The sequence below is a fragment of the Paraburkholderia sp. SECH4 genome, from assembly GCF_030511745.1.
Lineage (GTDB): Bacteria > Pseudomonadota > Gammaproteobacteria > Burkholderiales > Burkholderiaceae > Paraburkholderia > Paraburkholderia madseniana.
Window position 1 is genome coordinate 1 of sequence record NZ_JALOCP010000016.1, and the last position, 19709, is coordinate 19709.

Sequence of the window (19709 nt, forward strand, 5' to 3'; positions counted from 1 at the left end):
GGCAGCAAACCGCGCGACGTGCAGGAAACGGGTTGTGCAGACCTTCCCTAAAGCCAGATCAAGGAAAGGCCAACACCCTAGGACCACTGACAAAAAGCGCCGCACAGGCAAAAAAACGCCATTTTCAACCCGCACGCCCCCTACTGCGCCGCCAGGTCTCCGACGGCAATTCCTCAAACTGCCCCCGATACTCGTTCGAGAAATTCCCAAAATGCCAAAACCCCCACCGCGTAGCGACTTCAGTCACCGAAGCAGAACCTCGCAACTCACGCCGCACGTGATCGAGCCGAACAGCCCGTATATACGCTGAAGGATTCACCCCAAGCGTATCCTCAAACGCATACTGCAAAGTGCGCCGACTCGCGCGAAACCGAGCACATAGCTCGGCCACTGACAGCGGGCAATCCGGCGACTCTTCCACCAGCTCACGAACGCTGCGCACAAGTTGCCAGTTCCGCGCGGTACGCGCTTCGACATTCCCATGTGGATCCGCATCCCGCACTCCTTGCAATACCTCGCCAAGACCAAATATCACCGACTTCTCGAACGCCGCCGCCACGCCGCCATCATCGAGCAACGTCGGCGTCGCAGCCACGGCGTCAAGCAATTGCTTCAGCACCTCGCGAAAGCCCTGCAAGCGGACAGGATCGACATTCAATACGCCAGGCCTCGCGCCCAGCCGCAACCCAATTTCATCGAGCTGCGAGCGCAGTAAACGATCGCCAATCGCGCCAGGCTCGATCTCCAGATTCACCACCAGATGCGTGTCGGGCGATAAAAACTCAAACCCGCCATCGCCGGAAAACACATGCAGGCCGTCACGGTGACTCGTCTGCCCGCACAGCAGCGCATGCCCTTCGAGTTGAAATGGAATGCCCACGGCGAGCTTGGACCGCGCCACCTGGCCGCGCTGATAGACCGTGCGGTTCAGCCGCTCCACCAACACCCGCACGCCGCCCGCGGCGAACGAACTCACCGAGCCGTCGAAGGCGCCGCGCGAAATCTGGCAATAGCTTTGGTTCCACGCGTCGAGCAACATCGCCTGCTCGTCGATGTTCCGGCAACAGCGAATCTCGACGGCGCTGCTTGTCTGATTGACCGGCTGCATAGCTTCTCCCGATTCTACTGGCGCTCCCCGAAAAGCCTCGTGCCGGTCAGTGTATGCGAAAAAAAATTTACGTCGCAGTGTTGGAGCGACCCATCCGGGCCGCTCATGCGGCTTCCTGCGCCATGTCCGCGCAGATCACGAACACGGCGACCGCCAGATACGGCAAGCATTCAGGTTCAGATGTAATGAATTTGTCAGAAATCCGGATTTTTACGGGATTTTTACGTTTTTGCCAATTTTGGATAGTCGCCGCTTTTTGCCGCCCCTACTTTGTGCACAACGCAATGCAACACAACGCACTGGACACTGGAACGGGAGTCACGCATGAGCAGATCGGCAGGCAGGCTGGAAGGCAAGATCGCAATCGTGTCAGGCGGCGCGACCGGCGCGGGCGGCGCGGCGTCGCTGCTGTTCGCGCAGGAGGGCGCGCAGGTCGCCGTAGTCGATATCAATACCGATGCGGGCGAGGAACTCGTGACGCGAATTCGCGCGGCAGGCGGCACAGCCGAACTGTTTGCCGCCGATGTATCGAAGCGCGCAGCCGTGGACGCCGCCGTGGCAAACATCATGGCGCGCTTCGGCCGTATCGACGTGCTGTTCAACCACGCCGGCAGCATCGTCGTAAAACCGTTCGTCGATACCACCGACGAAGACTACGACTGGCTCATGAACGTCAACGTGAAAAGCATGTTCATGATGACCCGCGCGGTGCTGCCGCACATGCTCGCCGCGGGCGGCGGATCGATCGTGTGCACCGCGTCGATCTCGTCGGTCGCGGCCACGCCGCTCGAAGTGCTGTACTGCACGACCAAAGGCGCATGCGCCATGTTCGCGCGTTCGATTGCCGTCGAGTATCGCGACCGTGGCATTCGCTGCAACGCCGTATGCCCCGGTTTCATCGATACGCCGCATGGGCGTCGCGAAATCAGCGCGCTCGCGAAGTATGGCTTCGATGCGAGCGAAGCGGCGCTGTCGGTGCAGCAGGGCCGTCTGTGCGCGCCGGAAGAAGTCGCACGCGCCGCGCTCTTTCTCGCCAGCGACGACGCCAGTTTCGTCAACGGCGCACACCTGTACGTGGATAACTGCTTTACGGCTGCGTGAGCCGGTCCTTCGTCGCGCGGTCACGCCAGTTTGCCGCTTCGTCATAACCCTGTTCAAAGGATCGCGTCATGGACATCAACACGGCCGTGCCGTCGGCGGACCCCGCCGACAACGACGTCAAGCTGTTGCACAAGATGGGCTACGCGCAGGAACTGTCCCGGCGCATGGGGGCGTTCTCGAACTTCGCGGTGTCGTTCTCGCTGATCTGCATTCTGTCGGGCGGCATCACGTCGTTCCAGATGGGCTTGTCGGCGGCGGGCGGGGCGTCGATCGGACTCGGCTGGCCGCTCGGCTCGCTGTTCGCGTTGGTCGTGGCGGCGGCGATGGCGCAGATCGCATCGTCGTATCCGACAGCAGGCGGCCTCTATCACTGGAGTTCGATTCTCGGCGGCAAAATGTGGGGCTGGCTCACCGCGTGGCTGAATCTGCTCGGTCTCGTGTTCGTCGTCGCCGCGATCAACTACGGTACCTATGATCCGTTCTTTCGCACGCTGATCGCGCCGATGTTCGGTGTGAGTCCGGATTCGCTCGGCTGGTGGCAGCAGACGCTCTTTCTGACCGTGATCACCGCTTCGCAAGCATTCCTGAATCATCGCGGCATTCGCATCACCAGCAAGATCACGGACCTGTCGGGTTATCTGATCTTCGTGGTGACGGTCATGCTGGTGGTGTCCCTGCTGGTGTATTCGCCGGTCAAGATCGATCTGTCGCGGCTCTATACGTTCACCAACTTCACGGGTATCGATGGCGGCGCATGGCCCAAGCAAACCATCGCCATGGCGTTTCTGTCCGGCCTGCTGCTGACCGCTTATACGATCACGGGCTTCGACGCTTCCGCGCATACCTCGGAGGAGACGCATCAGGCGGCGCGCAATGTGCCGCGCGGCATCGTTGGCTCCGTGTTCTGGTCGACCACCTTCGGCTACGTGATGGTGTGCGCGTTCGTGCTGGTGATGCCGGATATCACTGCGGGGGTGAAGCAGGGCACCGGATTCTTCGAAGCGATTCTTGCACCGATTCCGGGACCGCTGCGCATCCTGATCGAATTGCTGATGTTCTTCATCAACTACGTATGCGGCCTCGCAGCCGTTACGTCGACCTCGCGCATGATGTTCGCGTTTGCCCGCGACGGTGGCTTGCCCGGCTCGAAGTGGCTGCGCAAGGTGAATGCGGCACACCGCACGCCGGGCGCTGCGATCTGGACCTCGGCAGTGCTGGCGATCGTGGTGACGTTGTACGGTGATGCGTTCACGGTGCTGAGCGCGGGGAGCGCGGTGTTCCTGTTCATCTCTTACGCTATGCCGATTGCAGCCGGTATTTTCGCCGAAGGGCGCACGTGGAAGGAAAAAGGGCCGTTCCAGTTGGGCATGCTGTCGAAGCCATTCGCTGTTGCAGCGGTGTTCGGCGCACTCGTGCTCGCCTATGTCGGCATGCAGCCGCCTAACCAGAAAGTGGTGTACGTGATTGTCGGTTTGCTCGCGATACTGCTGGCGATCTGGTACGGCGCGGGTGTGCGCAAGAGCTTTGCGGGCCCGCCGATCGGCAAGGTGTCGAAGGAGCGCGAGCAGGAGTTGAGCGGGATGGAGGGGCGACTGGGGGAAAGCTGAAGGAAGGCTGAAGCTCTGCGAGTGCGCGGCCAGACGCCGCTACCCATGTCTGAAAAAATAACGTCAGCCGGCCCTGAAGCCGGCTGACGTTTTTATTACATCTACCGCATGATGTGGCAGTTGCTAATTAGATACCGACGTATCCCACCGGCACCGTCGCGTTGGATTTGGCAACCGACGCGTTGTTCGACACCACATACACCGGCGATTCGGTCAGGTTGAGCGTGAGCGTACCGTTGCTGTAATTTGCGCTCGACGCATTGCCCATCATGTCGACCACCTTCACCGTGCCGCTCGTGCCCGGCGCATCCACCGTGAGGCTATACGGCACGCTATAGGTCGAGCTGAAGCCGACGCTGGCGTCCCACACGCTATTGTTGTGCGCCCACAAGGCGGTGATCACCGCGCCGTTGCCCACCTGCTGGAACGCGTAGGCGTAGACGCCGGTCGGCGTGCCGTTCACCGCTCCGAGCGTGTGCGTGCCATCGAGCGTGTGCGTCATCGCGCTGATCGCCATCGCAACCGGCTTCGGACTGATGTTCGTCGCGCCGAATGCGCCTTGCGCGTCGTTCAGGTCGAAGAACGTGCCGTAGCCGACTTCGCCCGGATAGTCCGCACCGTAGAACACGTAGGTCTGATCCGCGCCTTCACCCAGCGTGATGATGTGCATGCGTGCCGCGACCGCCGCTTGCGCGTACAGCACGTTCGCGCTCGGATAGTTCGGACCGTACGAGGTGCCGAGGTCGTAGCTGATGCCGGCTTCCGTCGAGAACAGCTTCATGCCCGGACGGTAGTCGGTGGCCATTTCAGAGCGCAGAGCGCGCATCTGGCCGCGCAGCGAACCTGAGGCGGTCGACGGGTCACTGTCGTAGCGCTCCGGCGGATGCGACGGCGAAGTGCCCGCGTCGTAGTAGCCGTGCGTTGACACCGCGTCGATGTATTTGCCGAAGCCGAGCGGCGCGAGGCGCTTCAGACGCGTCGTGGTCAGGCTCGGGAACGCGTCGGCCGGGCCCATCACCACCGCGCTCGAATCGGTCGAATGGATGCCTTGATAGACGGACTGATACAGCGCGATGAAGTTGGCGTCGGTGTCGGTCCAGAACTGGTTGGGCTCCCACGTCACCTGATAGTAGTTCGCCGACTGGGTCGGGAAGTACGCCGCGCGAATCGCGCTCGATTCCGTGCCGACGCGGCTCATGTAGCTCTGGTAATACGAAAGGCTGCTCGGCACGCTCGTGTCGTCCTGGAACGCACCGGTGCTGCTCGCCCAGGCAGGGATGCCGTCAAGACGGATCAGGCGCATCACGTTGCCGGTCTTGTAGAACGGATCGAGATTGTTCGCTGACGGATTGAAAGTGTTCGCTCCGTTCGGTTCCATCGTCGAGAGCTGGCGGTCGTCGATCGTCGACGAGATGCCGAGGTCGGCCAGCAGGGCGCCGTTGTCGTTCGCGCCCTGCATGCCGAAACGGTGCTGTTCCTGATGCGCGTAGGTGACCGCAGGCACGACCTGGGACAGGTTCGGCAGCACACCGAAGGTCGCGATGCCGACCGGGCGCGTGCCGGCCTGTGGCAGTTGACCGCCGTTCTGCGCCAGCGTGCCCGTTGCGGCGAAATAGCCGGCGAGCGTCGAGGTGCAGTTGAGCGTGATGGTCTTCGAACCGCTCGGGACGGCGGTGCTGCCGCTCGCCGCCACTCGACCGATGGTGTCCGTGACGGCCCAGTTCAGCGTGTCGGCGTTCGGTACGTTGGTGCTGAAGGCGAGCTGGAACGCGCTGCCGGAAGCGAAGATGCGTGTGCCATCCGCGCTGGGCGTGTCGGCGGAAATGGTGGCGCTGCCGGAGCCCGCCGAGACGGCCGGCGACGTGCAACTGAGTGTCGCGACGGTGTTGCCCGCGCCGTTCACCGTGGCGGTGCCGCCGGTGCTGCTGTTGCCGGCCGCCGTCGAGTTGGACGAGCCGTTGAGCTGGGTTGTCGCGTTGTTGCTGGCGCCGTTACCGCCGCCGCCACCACCGCAGCCCGCTAGCGCGAGAGAAAGTGTCGAGAGTAGGAGTAGTTGTGATTTCATCAATCTCTAACCAATGCGTTTTCTGAACATTCGTTGGGCTCTTCGCGCAAAGCGCGTTGGGAGACGGAACGAACATCGGGGTTCAATTGCAAGCCAGCCGATAACCGAGGCTTCGACACTGGCCGTCCTGGATGCGCAAACCATTCGTTCGCGCGAAGGTGTGATGCCTTCCCGGGTTGTCGGCCCCGAACGCATTTCTCTGCAGAGAAATTCTTATCGTACGAATCCATGCCACTCGTCATGGCGGATCTGGCGGAATCGGACGACCGGGGAAGGTGTGACGAAAACAACGAACGTCTTGAGGAACAGCGCAATCCACATCGAAGTGCTTGAGTCCATCGCGCCATTCGATGAACTTTTTACTGTCCTGTAAGCAAGAAAGGCTCTGATGGGAAGAATCGACAGCAACAATACGCATTAGTATGTTTAAAAGAAGTAACGAGTCGTTACGTATGAACATTGATGCAGTACTAATTGCAGTGATCGCATCAAAAAATAGGTATGAGGGGATCAGTCTTTATCCGCCATGTGAAAGTGGGGTCGAAAAGATTTGGAACGGATGCCTAACTATACGAATCGGGATAAACCGCGGAGAAATGGGTGATAGCCCTCATTCCATAGCCGATTGAGTCTTGGAGATGGCGGAAAAGTGCTGGGCCTTCGGTGTAACGTTTCCTCGCGATAGTGACTTCGCGGCGGAACTGTCGCTGTTTTACGGAGACGAGGCTGCGTCCCGCGAAAGGGACGCGCCAGATAAACGACGATGGATGCCGACATTTTTTCGGGACCGGTACTTGCTGCTCGGCTTGTCCATCCGCTGCGCAAAAAAGGCGGTTATCCAGAGAGATAAATCGTGAGAATTCTTCAGTTGGTTCACGCACCGCGACTATCCGGGGCGGAAGTACTTGTAAAGGGGCTCGCGATTCAGCATCAGCGCGGCGGCCATGAGGTCTGTATTACGTCGCTGCTTCCCCAGCAGGACGATTTCGTCGGCATTCGTGCCGAGCTGGAAGCCGCGGGTGTCACCTGTCTGTTCCCGAGCAGCCCCCACGGCAGGGTGGGCAAATTGCTGCACCTGTATCGCGTGGTACGCCAGTTCCGCCCCGACTTCATCGTGGCGCATGCCACGCTCGCCGCACTCTATGTCCGGCTTCTGCCCGTGCACACACCGATCGCCTGGGTGATGCACTCCGGCGTCAACGACTTCGAGAACGGCGCGCTCAAGCAGGCCGAGCGCCTGCTGTCACGGCGGGCGAGAGCGATCATCGGCGTGTCGCAGAAAAATATCGACGACTACCTGCGAGAGATCGGCAAGCATCCGGCGATGGTTGTGATCCCGAATGGCGTGGACGCGTCGCTGTTCGCCGAAGACAACAACCCATCCGCGCCGGATATCTCAGTGCCTGCGAAGCAGATTGTTCAGCTAGGCCGCTATATAGAAGGGAAGAGCCAGTTGGACACGATTCGCGCGTTCGAGCGTGTCGTGCAGAGCGAGCCTGAAGCGCGCCTGCTGCTGTGCGGAGTCATCGAGGAGATCCCCTATTACGAGGCGGTGGTGTCGCTGGTTCATCAGCTTGGCCTGGACAGCCGCGTGACGGTATGCGGGCCGCGCCTGGATGTCGCCGCGATTCTTCGCTCCTCGCGTGTCTTTGCCATGCCTTCGCGTTTCGAAGCGCAGAGCATTGGCTTTCTGGAGGCGCTCGCCTCGGGTATTCCTGTCGTGGCGAGCCGGATTCCGTCGTTCGGCTTCGCCAGCGGATTTGCCGGCGTCAATCTCGTCGACACGGCCGATCCGGAGGCCTATGGCCGCGCATTGCTCAAGGCGCTCGACATGCCGCGAGCGAACCGGCAACTGGCGGGATACACATTGTGCGACACGGCAGACCGCTACATGACGATCGCGCGGCAGTTCGTTCAGCCGCTGCGCGTTTCGACCTGAACCGCGTCGGGTCGATCGGCTCGCGCTACTGCGTCAACCGGTCGATCCGCACCGTCTCCGAGAACAGCCCCGGCAGTTCGCCGAGATCCTCGGCCGGGCCCAGGGCGAAACCATCGCCTACCGGATAGCGCGTCAGCGCCGGTGCGCCGCCGGTGAAATAGAAATCGCCGAGCGTCGCGTCGGTTCTTCGATAGAGCACGAGTGCCGCATTGCGCTTGTCACGCACGAAAGCCGGAAAGACATCCGACCACGACATGCCGCGCAAGGCCGCCGCCTGGACCGGCACGGCGTTTGCATCCGCTGTGTCGAGCGTGGCAATGTCGACGACCGCGTCCTCGTTCGTTCCGTCGAGATGCGGTGTCAGAAGAATCAGCGTATTGCTCGCTTTGCCGTGCACGGCCCCGACCGTCACTTTGACGAAGTCGGGCTGGAAACTCGCCGGCAATAGCTTGCGTTCGCCGACGGTCATGCGCGTGCCGTCGTTGGCGATTGGCGTGAGCGCGAGCCGGCCGTCCGCACCCTCCACCGCGACCAGTGACGCGCGTGATCCTGCCGTCTGGACTGGCAGAAGATTGGCGTTTTGCCGCAGGTTTTTTGCTTGTGCCATGAGCGTCGGCGCTGAGGCCACTGAGCCCGCTGAGCCCGTGGAAGACGCCATCCAGAGGTCGAGCCCGCTATCGGCGCGTTTCTGTGCGATCAGCACGCCGGCACGTCCAGTTCCGCCGAAGTCCGCCGCCACATATTGTTGCGTCAACGCAGGCCTGAACTCACGGCTGGTCTGAAGCCAGAGACGTGGGGCCTCGAAGCGCTCGCTTGTGCTGCGGAGCAACCAGAACGCGGTGCCACCCTGGCGCGCGGTGATGACCATCAGGTCCGCCTTGCCGTCGCCGTCGAAATCGCCGAGCAGGAAGCGCGCGCTATCGAAACACAGCTTGTCATCCGCGCAACTGGGCGCCGTGGCGCGAGGATCGAAAGGGACAGTGCCGGCGTACCAGAGGGCGGGGGGCGACGCTTTCACGAGCGACGCCGCGTACACGTTGAAGCCGGGTCCGTCGTGTTGTCGCTGCACATAGACCGCGGCTTGCTCCCCCGTGCCGCCGATGTCGCCGACCATCGCGGTTGCGAGCCGTAAATCGGTCGCCTGAGTGCGTTGCGTGGTCGCCCAACGGTAGCGTGTGGTGAGCAGAGTGCAGCCGCGCATGGTGAGTTTGCCGTCGTTTTCGCCAAGACAGTGCCGCAGCGGCGTGTAGACGAGGCCGAAGTCCCACGGCGTCCAGCGCTGCGCCATGTCCCATTGATCGCAGGTTTCGGAGATCAGATAGCCGTCGCGTTCGGCGATGCATTGCGAAGTCGCGACGCTGACGAGCGCGGCGTTGCGCGGATTGCCGGGATAGACAGTCACAGGATCCCAGCGCCATTGTTGCGTGGATGAGCCTGTGCACGCGGCGAGTGTCGGCGCCTGGCCGCTGCCTGCGGAAGTTAGACAACGGCTCGCCGCTGCGTTGAAGAGCTGAATGGGATGCGATTGGAAATCCGCGATGCGGCGATCGCTGCGGTCGGCGAAGGCATAGCGGCGCGCGACCCAGTTACCGTCCCACTGAAACTCGCCGAATACGTGCGAAAACTCGCTACCGTCGACAGAAAAATAGCTGGCGACGATGTCGCGCTTGCGCTGAACCTCAGCCGCCGGCACATTGCCGGGCCAGTCGCCGGTCGGATAGGTGATGTGGTATTCGATCGGCACGCTTTTATTCAGCGTCTGGGCGACGTGACGCGTGATGCGCGCTGCGTAGATGTGATCGGGATGCTCGAGAAACGGTACGGTGTCCGGATTGAGCGTGTAAATCTGCGACGCCCCGGCGAGTATCACTTTCAGTGTGGCCGACAGCGAGGCCCGATCGTATTGCACACGCACGGAACCGTCGGCATTCATCGGATAGGTGGAAAGCGTGGCGTGCTGTTCCCACAGGAGGCCGAGCGGTTCGCGGCCGCCGCGCACGGCGCCGCCGGGCAGGCGGAATTCGAGCAGACGCACTTGCGGCTTCGCCTTCAGCACCATTTGATGCACGAGCTTGCCGGCGATCGGAATATTCGTTTCGATCCATTCGTCAGGCACCCCCGCCATGCGCGCATACGCGAGCCGCGAGGCCCGCTCGCGGGTCTGCACGTAAGCGAAATCCGCACCGTTGGCGCCGCCGATCAGATGTACCGTGGTGATGCACCAGCCGGCGTCGAGCCGTTCGCTGATGGCGGGGTCCACAAAGAGCAGATCGTCATCGAGGTGGGCGACGACCGTGACCAGCGTCCCGGCGCCGCAATCTGCCGCGCGCGCCGCACCGGAAAAGAGAGTGAAAAAAAGTAGCGCTAGAAAAACAATGGATGAATCGCGAACGAGCCTGGCTGCCGATGATCGCATGTTTGATTCGAACCCTGACGGTGAGCTCGATCATACTGTACCGGCGTGGGCCGCCACGTTGGCGAACTCACAGTAGGCAGCACTTTGCGTGCCGGCAATGGATCGTGCGGATGGCGGGGCTGTTGGCGCGAGCGGTGGCCCTAACTCTGCCGCTAACGGAAGTAAGCCTTGGTGTTCTCGTGAACATCGGCGCGTGCAAGCAGCTCCGAAGGTGCTAGCCAGAGATAGTCGCTGTGCTGGTCGAGCCGGCCGACCGAGATGGTGCTGGTGAACTGCAGCGCATAGGCGAGCACGATGTAGTGCGTCGACACGTCAGGCTCGGCGGCGAAATTGTCTTTGTAGTGGTGCTCGAAAACGCCCTCGAAGCGTGCGGTCGAGCGCTTCAGCTTGCCGATGCCCAATTCGGCGTCGGCAATGCGGGTGAACGCTGCGTCGAGCGTTTCGTCCTTATGAATGCGCCCGCCGGGAACGAACCATGTGCCGCGGGCAGGGCGATTGCGCCGGTGGCCGATCAACACGCGGCCCTCGGCGTCGCTGACGATCAGATCGATCGCGACCAGCGGCGTCAGACGCACCACGTCCAGGAAATCGATCTCGGTCAGCATTCCATCTCCTGCAGGGCGCGCGTCGCGTTGAACGCGTGGTGATCGTGTGGCGATGCTGAAAGCGCTATTAGTCGCCATGGTGTTCATCATCCCGGGTGAGACGGTTTGAGACATTCGCCAGCAGCAGTGCGACCAGAATCGCGCCGATCGTGGCGAAGAGAAACGCCCCGACCATCCCGGCCAGCACCAGCATTGTCCATGCGAGGCCGTTCATTTCTCGGCTCCAGCGCGTTGATATGCATGCGACGTAGTCTCCGTCTGGATTTTACGGGTGTAAGAAACGACCTGCCCTGTCACTTCACGCCGAAGTATCGTCGCGTCTCGACAGCAAGCGTTGCGTATCGAAGGATCCACGGCGGCCGCTACGCGCACCCCGCACCCCGCACCCCGCACCCCGCACCCCGCGCGGCACATCTAGCGAGGCACGTAACCCTCCGGAGTCGTGACCGCGTCCTTGAACACGCCGGCGTTGGCGGACACCACATAGATAGGCGTCGGCGACAGCTTGAGGCTCGCGACACCGTCGCGATACGGCAAGCTCGATGGGTTGCCCATCATGTCGAACACGGTCACTTCGCCCGACGTGCCGGGCGCGTCGACACGCAGAAGATAGTCCGCGCTCTGGCTCGCGCTGAAGCCGGTTTTGGCATTCCACGCGTCGTTGTCATGCGTCCACAGCGCCGTCACGACCTTGCCGCCGCCGAGCCGGCGGAACGCGTACGCGTAGACGCCTTTGGGCAGACCTTTGAGGGGCCCGAGCGTATCCGTTCCGTCGATGATCCGCGTCATCGCCGCCACCGCGAGGGCGGCAGGTTTGGGGCTGATGCGAGCGGCGCCGTAGGCGCCATTCGGATGATCGAGTTCGAAGAAAACACCATAGCCGGGCGCGGCGTCCGGCATGTCCGCGAGGTAGAACACGTAGGTCATGTCCGCGCCTTCGCCGAGCAGGATGAGATGCGTGCGCGCCACGACCGCGGCTTGCGCATACAGCACGTTTGAGCCCGGATAGTTCTTGCCATACGCAGCACCAATGTCGTAGCTGATGCCGGTTTCCGTGACGAACAGCGGCGCACCGGGTTTCAGGTATTGACGCAACTCGTGACGCAGCGCGCGCATTGCGGCGGGAAGCGCGCCCGGCACGGTGCCCTGGTTGCCTGGGTCGGCGACGCGCTCGGGAGGGTGCGACGGTGTCGTGCCGATGTCGTAATAGCCGTGAATGATCATGCCATCCATATAGCGGCCGATCCCGAGTGGACCGAGACGGCGCATCTTCTCGACATTGACTTGCACCGAGGCATACGTCACACCCATCACCACGGCATGCGGGTCCGTCTGATGAATGCCCTCCCAGACGGCCTTGTACATCGCGACGAAATTCGCGTCGGTATCGCGCCACGGCAGGCCGCCGTCGGCGTCCGGTTCCCACGTCACCTGATAGTAGTTGTCGCGCTGTTTGGGGAAGTAGGTCATCCGCGTGCGGTTGGACTCGGTGCCGACTTTGGCCATGTAGTCCTTCATTTGCGCGAGCGAGGTCGGCGCATAGCTGTGCGTCTCCTTGCCGGTCGGACTTACCCACTGAGGAATACCGTCGAGCTGGATCAGACGCATGATGTCGCCGCGCCGGAAGTAGGGAAGCAACTGCTTGCTCGCGGGATCGAACGTGCCCGCGTTTTTTGGCTCTTCCATATACCAGTTGCGATTGTCGTTCGCCCACGAAAGGCCGAGCGCGGTATAGGCCGGGCGATAGCCGTCGCCGTCGCAACAATGCTGTAGAGGCGCCAGGTAGGCGGTGCCCTGTCCGCCGAATCGATGCAGATCTTCATACGGAAAGCGTACGGCGGGTAAGGCAGTGGAGGTGTCAGGCAGTACGCCGAAAGTGGCGATCCCTGCAGGACGTGTGCCGCGCGATTCGAGCTGGCCGGGTGCGCGTTCCAGCGAAGCGGAAACGGCGAAGTAGCCGGCAACGGACGAGGCGCAACTGAGGGTCGACAGCGTGGCGCCCGCCGCAACGGGGAAGCGGCCGCTGGCCCGCACGGCATTCCAGCTATCGCGGATCTGCCAGTTGAGCGTGTCGTTTTGCGTAGGTCGTGTCGTGAAGACGAGCGCGAAAGGTTTGTCCGCTGCGAACAGGCGCGTGCCGTCGCTCGGCGTGTCCGCTTCCAGCAGATCGCCGTTTGCGGCAGCGCGCACCTGCGAGGCGGGCGTGGCGCAGCGCAGACCCTGCCCGGGCGGCGCCTTCAATGAAGTGGGCACCGTGGCTGCAGATTCCGTCGCGGCGGCGGGCGCTGCGTCTTTTTGCGCCGAGACCGCGGCCTCGGCCTTGGCCGCCGTACTCGAATCAGCCGCAGTGACCGCAACCGCGCAGCGCTTCTCCACACCGGGTGCAGGATCGCCGAACACACCGTTATTGCAATCGGCGCTGGTCGTGAACGTCTTGATGACATGTTGCTCGACCGTGCCGTACAGCACGTCGCGCGTACCGCTGAACCGGCAGGTTCCATATTCCGCCGCGCATGCTGTCCACTTTCTGCCGTCGACCGTCAGATCGGCATTGCTTGCGCTGTCAGGACCGGCTGAAGCCGCTGCCGCACTACACGAGGAGGCCACGATGCCCAGCAGGATAAACACCGCCGCCCAGGCGGCAACGCGCAGCACTAACGCATGGGCGGCACAGGCGCCGAAGCGTGGTTGCAGCGCGCGATATTCGCATACATCAGACATGTGTTCCCCGTGTCGTTCGACGCATAGGTTCCGGCATGTTCCAACGATAAGGCGTCACCGGATGGCTAGTTGACCAGGCCATACCCGCCTCAGGTTACCTCGTGTCGCAATGTGTTGCGGAAACCGCATAGGCTATTTCCGCAATTCGATGGCGGAAACATACCGGCTCTCATCCGACAGAATCCGCCATTGGCCCGTCTATTGCCGGGCGGGCTAAAGTTGTCTTATTGCAGTGTTTCACGTTTGAAACATTAATCGTCGTGTTTATATTCTCCAGATCCTATAACAGCGAATTAAATAATTTTGTCTCTCGAAAAGTGCTTATATTAGAACCTGCTTTACATGTCTCCGCTGACCGAATATATCGTCAGAAGAAACCTCATCGGGCATCTGGTAAGAGCAATGAGTGGTGCAAGCAAGGCGGCTGCGCTCATTCTGACGACGTGATGGAAAGAAGTCACTTCAAATCCGCGAAATGTTGGGCGGATCAAATTGCAACTCAAGCATTTCGAGTAGCGATTGTATGTGCGTCAACGCACAAAAAATCACATTAAATTAGCATTAAGATTCGCAGAATGTGAATTCATTCATATGCAGAATCGGCTTTTAATTCATTGGAAAAATAGTAGTGGAGTGCTTGTTCCGAAAATCACTGGCTGGCCACCAGATCGAAACGCCAACATGTCTGCACTTTCGGTCATGGCGGCTAAATGCTTGATTGGGGATGACTATGATGCACTGCACAGAACATTCGTCTGTGTAGGCGTTCAAGGTTGAAAAGTAGATCCGTATTCTGTTGAGAGGATGACTATGACCTGCGCGAGTCTCGAGTCTGCAATGCTGCGCTGGGTGCACGCACCGAACAAAGGTATGCGTCGCATCGCAATCCTGATGTTCAACGACTGCTCGCTGCAGGGCGCGGGCGTGGTTGCCGAGGTGTTTCAGGCTGCCAACGAACTGGCATCGTCCGGCTCGGGTGGCTGGTTGTATGACGTTTCCTTCCTGTCGGCCGACGGCGGCATGGTGACCTCGTCATCGGCACTGCGGGTCTGGACCGACGGGCTCGACGCGCGGCATTACGGCGGCTTCGACGCGTTGTATGTAGCCGGTGGCAAAGGCGCTTTCGCCGCAGCCGGCGACGAGCGGCTGATCGCCTGGTTACGGCGCGTGCGCCGCAACACCGGCATGATCCGGCCGATCGCGGAAGGGCGCGCGCTGCTCGAGGCAGCGTATGTGCCGGACATCAAGGAAAGCGGCGAATTGCACCAGCCGCAGTCGATGTCTTCGCGCCAGTCCGAACAGAACGGCGATGCGGGTGACCGGCTTGAATCGATGAGAAGCGCGCTCGCCATGATCAAGCGCGATCTCGGCGGCGCGACCGCCCGCACGGTGGCCGAGCGTCTGCTTGCCGATTCGTGCTCGAACCTCGCACCGCTGCTTGGTGAAGACGGCGGTTTGAGCCCCGGCGACAAAGTGCGCGCGGCGGCCCGCTGGCTGCAAGAGAATTGCCAGCAATCGATTTCGATTGCCGATGCGGCTCAGTTCGCCGCGATGAGCGAGCGCAACTTCCTGCGCCGCTTCAAGATGGAAATGGGCATCACGCCCTCCAGTTTCCTGTTGCATGAGCGCCTTGCGGTGACCTGCAGCCTGCTGACCGAGTCGGAATTGCCGGTGGACAAGATTGCCCGGCGCACCGGCATGGGTAACGGTGACCGCCTCGCGAAGGTCTTCCGCAAGCGGATGAGGATTTCCCCGACTGAGTTCCGGATTCAAAGCCGCCGCATGGTCGGCGGATAGCGCGCGCCGCGAACCGCGCTGAGCGCGCCCAACACGCAGTCGTTTCGTACCGTGCTTCGGTAAGTATTTCCTTGATCTCAAAGAATTATAAGGATTCCGAATATGTTGACTAAGGGATTTGTGAGCGCTGCGTCGGCGAACCCGGACGGCGCCAGTGCCGGGACCGCCGGTGCGCATTGCGCGCGCATCGTCCCGGTCATTCTTGCGGGTGGCTCGGGCACTCGGCTGTGGCCGGTGTCGCGCGAAAACTATCCGAAGCAACTGATCGACGTGGTCGGTTCCGACTCGTTGCTGCAGGCGACCGCGCGGCGTATGGACGGCTTTCCCGCCGGATGGAACGTGGACGTGTCGCCGATCATCGTGTGCGGCGAAGAACACCGGTTTGTGATCTCCGAGCAGCTTCTGGAAAACGGCGTGGACGCGCGTCTGATCGTCGAGCCTGCGCGGCGCGATACGGCGCCGGCGTTGACGCTCGCGGCGTCGCTCGCGTGCGCGGACGGCAACGACGCGATTCTCATCGTGATGCCGGCCGACCATTCGATTGCGGATGTGCCTGCGTTGCAAGGCGCGCTGGAACGTGCGGCCAGGTACGCGGAACGGGGCTCGATCGCCACGCTGGGCGTGCCGCCCACGCGCCCCGATACGGGCTTCGGCTATATCCGCATCGGCGCGGAATTGCCCGACGGCGGTCATGCGATCGACGGCTTTGTCGAGAAGCCCGCCGAGGAAATTGCCGCGCAGTACGTCGCTGCGGGCACGTATTGGTGGAACGCCGGGATCTTCGTCGTGCGGGCACGTGTGTGGCTCGATACGCTGAAACGTCTGCAGCCTGAGATGCACGCGGCCTGCGAACGCGCATTCGCGAACGGCCGCACCGAAGGCGCGTATTTCCGTCCGCTGGTGGACGCTTTCCTGAGTTCGCCCGCTGACTCGATCGACTATGCCGTGATGGAGCGTCTCACGGACGTGGACGATGCGAGTGACGCGAGCGTCACGGATGAAACGGCCGCGACCCACGTCACCGACCCGCAGGAGTCCAGCGCGAATCCGTCCGGCGTCGTCGTGCGGCTCGATGCGGGCTGGTCGGATCTCGGTTCCTGGGACGCCGTCTGGGCTGCAATGGATAAGGACGCCAACGGCAACGCCGGGCGCGGCCGCGTGACGTTCGAAGGCGCGGTGTCGAGTTATGCCCATTCCGAAGGCCGGCTCGTCGCCTGTGTCGGCACGACCAATGTCGTGGTCGTCGAAACGGCCGACGCCGTGCTGGTGGTCGACCGCTCGCATGTGCAGGACGTCAAGGGCCTGGTGTCGCGCATCAAGGCGCAACACGCACCCGAGGCCGATGCGCATCGCAAGGTGCGGCGCCCGTGGGGTTTCTACGATTCCATCGACCACGGCGAACGCTTCCAGGTGAAGCGCATCGTCGTCACGCCGGGCGCGAAGCTTTCGCTGCAACTGCATCACCACCGTGCCGAACACTGGGTCGTCGTGCGCGGCACGGCGCTCGTCACGCGCGGCGAAGAGCAGTTCCTGCTGAGCGAAAACGAATCGACCTACATTCCGCTCGGTACACGTCACCGGCTCGAAAACCCGGGGAAAGTACCGCTCGAAATCATTGAAATCCAGTCAGGCACCTATCTCGGTGAAGACGACATTGTGAGGTTCAACGACAACTACGGCCGCTGCTCCTAACAGCGCCCCGGAATCATGTGCGGAAAAGAACGAACGGCAAGAACGAGGTAAGCAAAATGCGCAAGTTTCAGGATTTGCTCGCGCGAGTTTTCGATGTCGCGTTGGTACTAGTGGGTGCGGCGGTGGCGTCGCAGATTCGCTTCGATTACCTCGCTCAATCCGGGTTCTATTGGGCGCTCGTGATGTTTTCCGCCGCCTTTGCGCTGGCCATCTTTCCAGCGTTCGGCGTGTATGAATCATGGCGCGGCCGCTCCAAGCTCTCGCTGGCCGGGCAGGTGTCGCTCGCGTGGTTGATGGTGCAGGGCAGTGCGCTGGTGCTGATGTATTCGCTGCACCGCATCGACTTCGTCTCGCGGCTGTGGTTCTCGTATTGGACCGCGGTGACGGGCGGCCTGCTGATCGCTTACCGGCTGATCACGCATGCGGTGCTGGCGCGTGCGCGCAGTGCCGGTCTGAATCTGCATCAGGTCGCGATCGTCGGCAGCGGCTCGCAGTGCGACGCGATCATCCGCAGGATCGATTCGGCGCCCGGCACAGGCTTTCGCGCGACGGCCGTCTACAACACGCGCCCTGACGTGTCTGCTGTGACCAGCACGCGGGTTCCTGTCTGCGAGACGGTGGATGCGCTTGCCGACTACATTCGCACCAACGACGTGCACGAGCTTTGGCTGATGTTGTCGCTCGCCGAAGAGCCCCTGATCTGCAAGCTGATCAGCGAGTTTCGCGACGATCTGGTGAATATCCGCTTCATGCCGGACGTACGCAGCATTGCGTTGTTCGATGGCAGCGGCGTGATCGATCTGCTCGGCGTGCCGGCAATCAACCTGGTCGCCTCGCCGCTGTCGGCAAGTTCGATGTTGAAGAAGGAAATCTTCGACCGCCTGTTCGCCGCCACGGCGTTGATCGGCCTCGCACCGATCCTGCTCGCCATTGCGATCGCGGTGAAGCTCTCGTCGCGCGGCCCGGTTCTCTTCAAGCAGAAGCGTAAAGGCGCGGACGGCCGCGTATTCACGATCTACAAATTCCGCTCGATGCGACTGCATCACGAGCCGAAGGGCACGCTCAAACAGGCGACGCGCGACGATCCGCGCGTTACGCGCGTCGGCGCATTTCTACGCCGCACAAGCCTCGACGAGCTGCCGCAATTCTTCAACGTGTTGCGTGGCGACATGTCGGTCGTCGGACCGCGTCCCCATGCACTCGAGCACGACGATCTCTATCAGAAAGTGGTCGCCGGCTACATCAATCGCTATCGGATCAAGCCGGGCATTACAGGCTGGGCGCAGATCAACGGCTTTCGTGGCGAAACCGACCGCATCGAGAAGATGGAGCGTCGCGTCGAACATGACCTGTACTACCTGGGGCATTGGTCGTTCGCACTCGACATGCGGATTATCGGCGCGACGATCGTTGCCGGACTGGCGCATCGAAACGCCTACTGAGTACTAAGTAGTTAACAAGCACGCTGGGCTCTACCTCCCCCGAGGACAGTCCCTGGCGCAAGGAGGAAACACCATGAGCTCGCTTGGCATACGCACGGGAAGTCTCGTGATTTTCACAGTTACAGCACTGCTTTCCGGATGCGGAATCGTACCGGGTCAACAGATGATTACCCCAGCCGCGGTTCAGGACACGGGTGGGGACTACAGCACGGAAGCATCGCAGCAACAGCAGATTCCGATTACCGATATCAACCTCGCGCTGCTGCGCAAGATGAACACGACGCGGACGTCCGCGACGCTGCCGCCGGAGACGACCGCGCTGTTCGGCAAACCGACCGCATACAAGGTCGGCCCGGGCGACGTGCTGCAGATCGTTGTGTGGGATCACCCGGAACTCGCCGCCGCGCTGGGCCAGCCCGCGCAGAACGCGAAAACGACGGATGCCGCGCCCGGTTTTCTGATCGACGAAAACGGCGACGTGCAGTTTCCGTATGCGGGCACGGTGCACGTGGCCGGCAAAGACGTCGGGGCGATCCAGAAGGAGCTGCACAAGCGCCTGAGCAACGTGTATCAGAAGCCTGAGGTGACGGTGCGGGTGGCCTCGTTCCGGAACGCGCAGGTCTATGTCGACGGTGAAGTACGCACCCCTGGCGCGCAGTCGGTCACGGACATTCCGTTGTCGTTGACGAGCGTGATCAACCAGGGCGGCGGCTTCAGCGCAAATGCGGATCGCAGCCGCGTTGAGCTGATCCGCAACGGCGTGACGTACCCGCTCAACGTGGACGACCTGATCAAGCGCGGCCGCAATCCGTCGGACATCTACCTCCAGGCCGGCGACATCGTGCGGGTGGCTTCGCGCGAAGACAGCGGCGTGTATGTGATGGGCGAGGTCAACAAGCCGGCGACCATCCTGCCGATGCGTAACGGCACGCTGACGCTTTCGCAGGCCATTTCCGACAGCGGCAGCTTCGACTCGAACACGGCGGCGGCCAGACAGTTGTTCGTGATCCGCAATTCGACCAGCGAAGCACCGCAGGTCTACCACCTCGATGCGACCTCGCCGGTGTCCATGATCCTCGCCAATCAGTTCGAGCTTCAACCGAAGGACGTCGTGTATGTCGGTCAAGGCGGACTGGTCCGCTTCAACCGTGTGCTGAACCTGCTGCTGCCGGCGATCAATGCGGCTGTAACGGGTGCCGTTCTTGCGAAATAACAA

The 19709-nt window shown here is 61.8% G+C and carries 13 protein-coding genes; 7 read left to right on the top strand and 6 right to left on the bottom strand.

Going from position 1 to position 19709, the window contains the following annotated elements; translation table 11 throughout:
- Positions 1-124: 124 nt before the first annotated feature.
- Positions 125-1039 carry a helix-turn-helix domain-containing protein gene (locus M0D67_RS21390; protein WP_302273500.1) on the bottom strand — a complete coding sequence of 305 codons (915 nt, stop codon included), beginning with the start codon at positions 1037-1039 and terminating at the stop codon, positions 125-127.
- Between the two features lie 393 nt (positions 1040-1432).
- Between M0D67_RS21390 and M0D67_RS21395 the strand changes: the two genes are divergently transcribed.
- Positions 1433-2209 (top strand): SDR family NAD(P)-dependent oxidoreductase, encoded by a 777-nt coding sequence (locus tag M0D67_RS21395; RefSeq protein WP_154559524.1) that lies wholly within the window; start codon positions 1433-1435, stop codon positions 2207-2209.
- Positions 2210-2277: 68 nt separating this feature from the next.
- On the top strand, positions 2278-3816 hold the full coding sequence (locus M0D67_RS21400) for an amino acid permease (protein ID WP_154559523.1): 1539 nt from the start codon (positions 2278-2280) through the stop codon (positions 3814-3816).
- Between the two features lie 127 nt (positions 3817-3943).
- Here M0D67_RS21400 and M0D67_RS21405 read toward each other — a convergent pair whose 3' ends face one another.
- Positions 3944-5881 carry a hypothetical protein gene (locus M0D67_RS21405; protein ID WP_171926914.1) on the bottom strand — a complete coding sequence of 646 codons (1938 nt, stop codon included), beginning with the start codon at positions 5879-5881 and terminating at the stop codon, positions 3944-3946.
- An 853-nt stretch (positions 5882-6734) separates the two neighbouring features.
- Between M0D67_RS21405 and M0D67_RS21410 the strand changes: the two genes are divergently transcribed.
- Complete coding sequence (locus M0D67_RS21410; protein WP_266239571.1) at positions 6735-7820, top strand: glycosyltransferase family 4 protein; 1086 nt, start codon at positions 6735-6737, stop codon at positions 7818-7820.
- Positions 7821-7845: 25 nt separating this feature from the next.
- Here the strand turns inward: M0D67_RS21410 and M0D67_RS21415 are convergent, their stop codons facing one another.
- The 4 genes from M0D67_RS21415 to M0D67_RS21430 all read right to left on the bottom strand — a co-directional run bounded on the left by M0D67_RS21415 (position 7846) and on the right by M0D67_RS21430 (position 13562).
- Positions 7846-10236 (bottom strand): PIG-L family deacetylase, encoded by a 2391-nt coding sequence (locus tag M0D67_RS21415; RefSeq protein ID WP_266239572.1) that lies wholly within the window; start codon positions 10234-10236, stop codon positions 7846-7848.
- A gap of 152 nt (positions 10237-10388) precedes the next feature.
- Complete coding sequence (locus M0D67_RS21420; protein ID WP_171926916.1) at positions 10389-10841, bottom strand: GDP-mannose mannosyl hydrolase; 453 nt, start codon at positions 10839-10841, stop codon at positions 10389-10391.
- A 67-nt stretch (positions 10842-10908) separates the two neighbouring features.
- Positions 10909-11055, bottom strand: coding sequence for a hypothetical protein (locus M0D67_RS21425; RefSeq protein ID WP_266239573.1), 147 nt, complete (start codon positions 11053-11055; stop codon positions 10909-10911).
- Positions 11056-11255: 200 nt separating this feature from the next.
- Positions 11256-13562: a hypothetical protein gene (locus tag M0D67_RS21430; RefSeq protein ID WP_266239574.1), complete on the bottom strand. Its 2307-nt coding sequence runs from the start codon at positions 13560-13562 to the stop codon at positions 11256-11258.
- Positions 13563-14372: 810 nt separating this feature from the next.
- On the opposite strand from M0D67_RS21430, the gene M0D67_RS21435 reads away from it, so the two are divergent.
- From M0D67_RS21435 to M0D67_RS21450, 4 genes are all read left to right on the top strand, one after another.
- The gene (locus M0D67_RS21435) at positions 14373-15359 is read left to right on the top strand and encodes a helix-turn-helix domain-containing protein (RefSeq protein ID WP_266239630.1); all 987 of its coding nucleotides are present in this window, start codon (positions 14373-14375) and stop codon (positions 15357-15359) included.
- A gap of 102 nt (positions 15360-15461) precedes the next feature.
- The gene (locus M0D67_RS21440) at positions 15462-17051 is read left to right on the top strand and encodes a sugar phosphate nucleotidyltransferase (protein WP_266239575.1); all 1590 of its coding nucleotides are present in this window, start codon (positions 15462-15464) and stop codon (positions 17049-17051) included.
- Between the two features lie 56 nt (positions 17052-17107).
- A complete protein-coding gene (locus M0D67_RS21445; protein ID WP_266239576.1) occupies positions 17108-18493 on the top strand; it encodes an undecaprenyl-phosphate glucose phosphotransferase in 1386 nt (461 codons plus the stop codon).
- A gap of 73 nt (positions 18494-18566) precedes the next feature.
- Positions 18567-19706: a polysaccharide biosynthesis/export family protein gene (locus M0D67_RS21450; RefSeq protein ID WP_171926920.1), complete on the top strand. Its 1140-nt coding sequence runs from the start codon at positions 18567-18569 to the stop codon at positions 19704-19706.
- Positions 19707-19709: the final 3 nt, after the last annotated feature.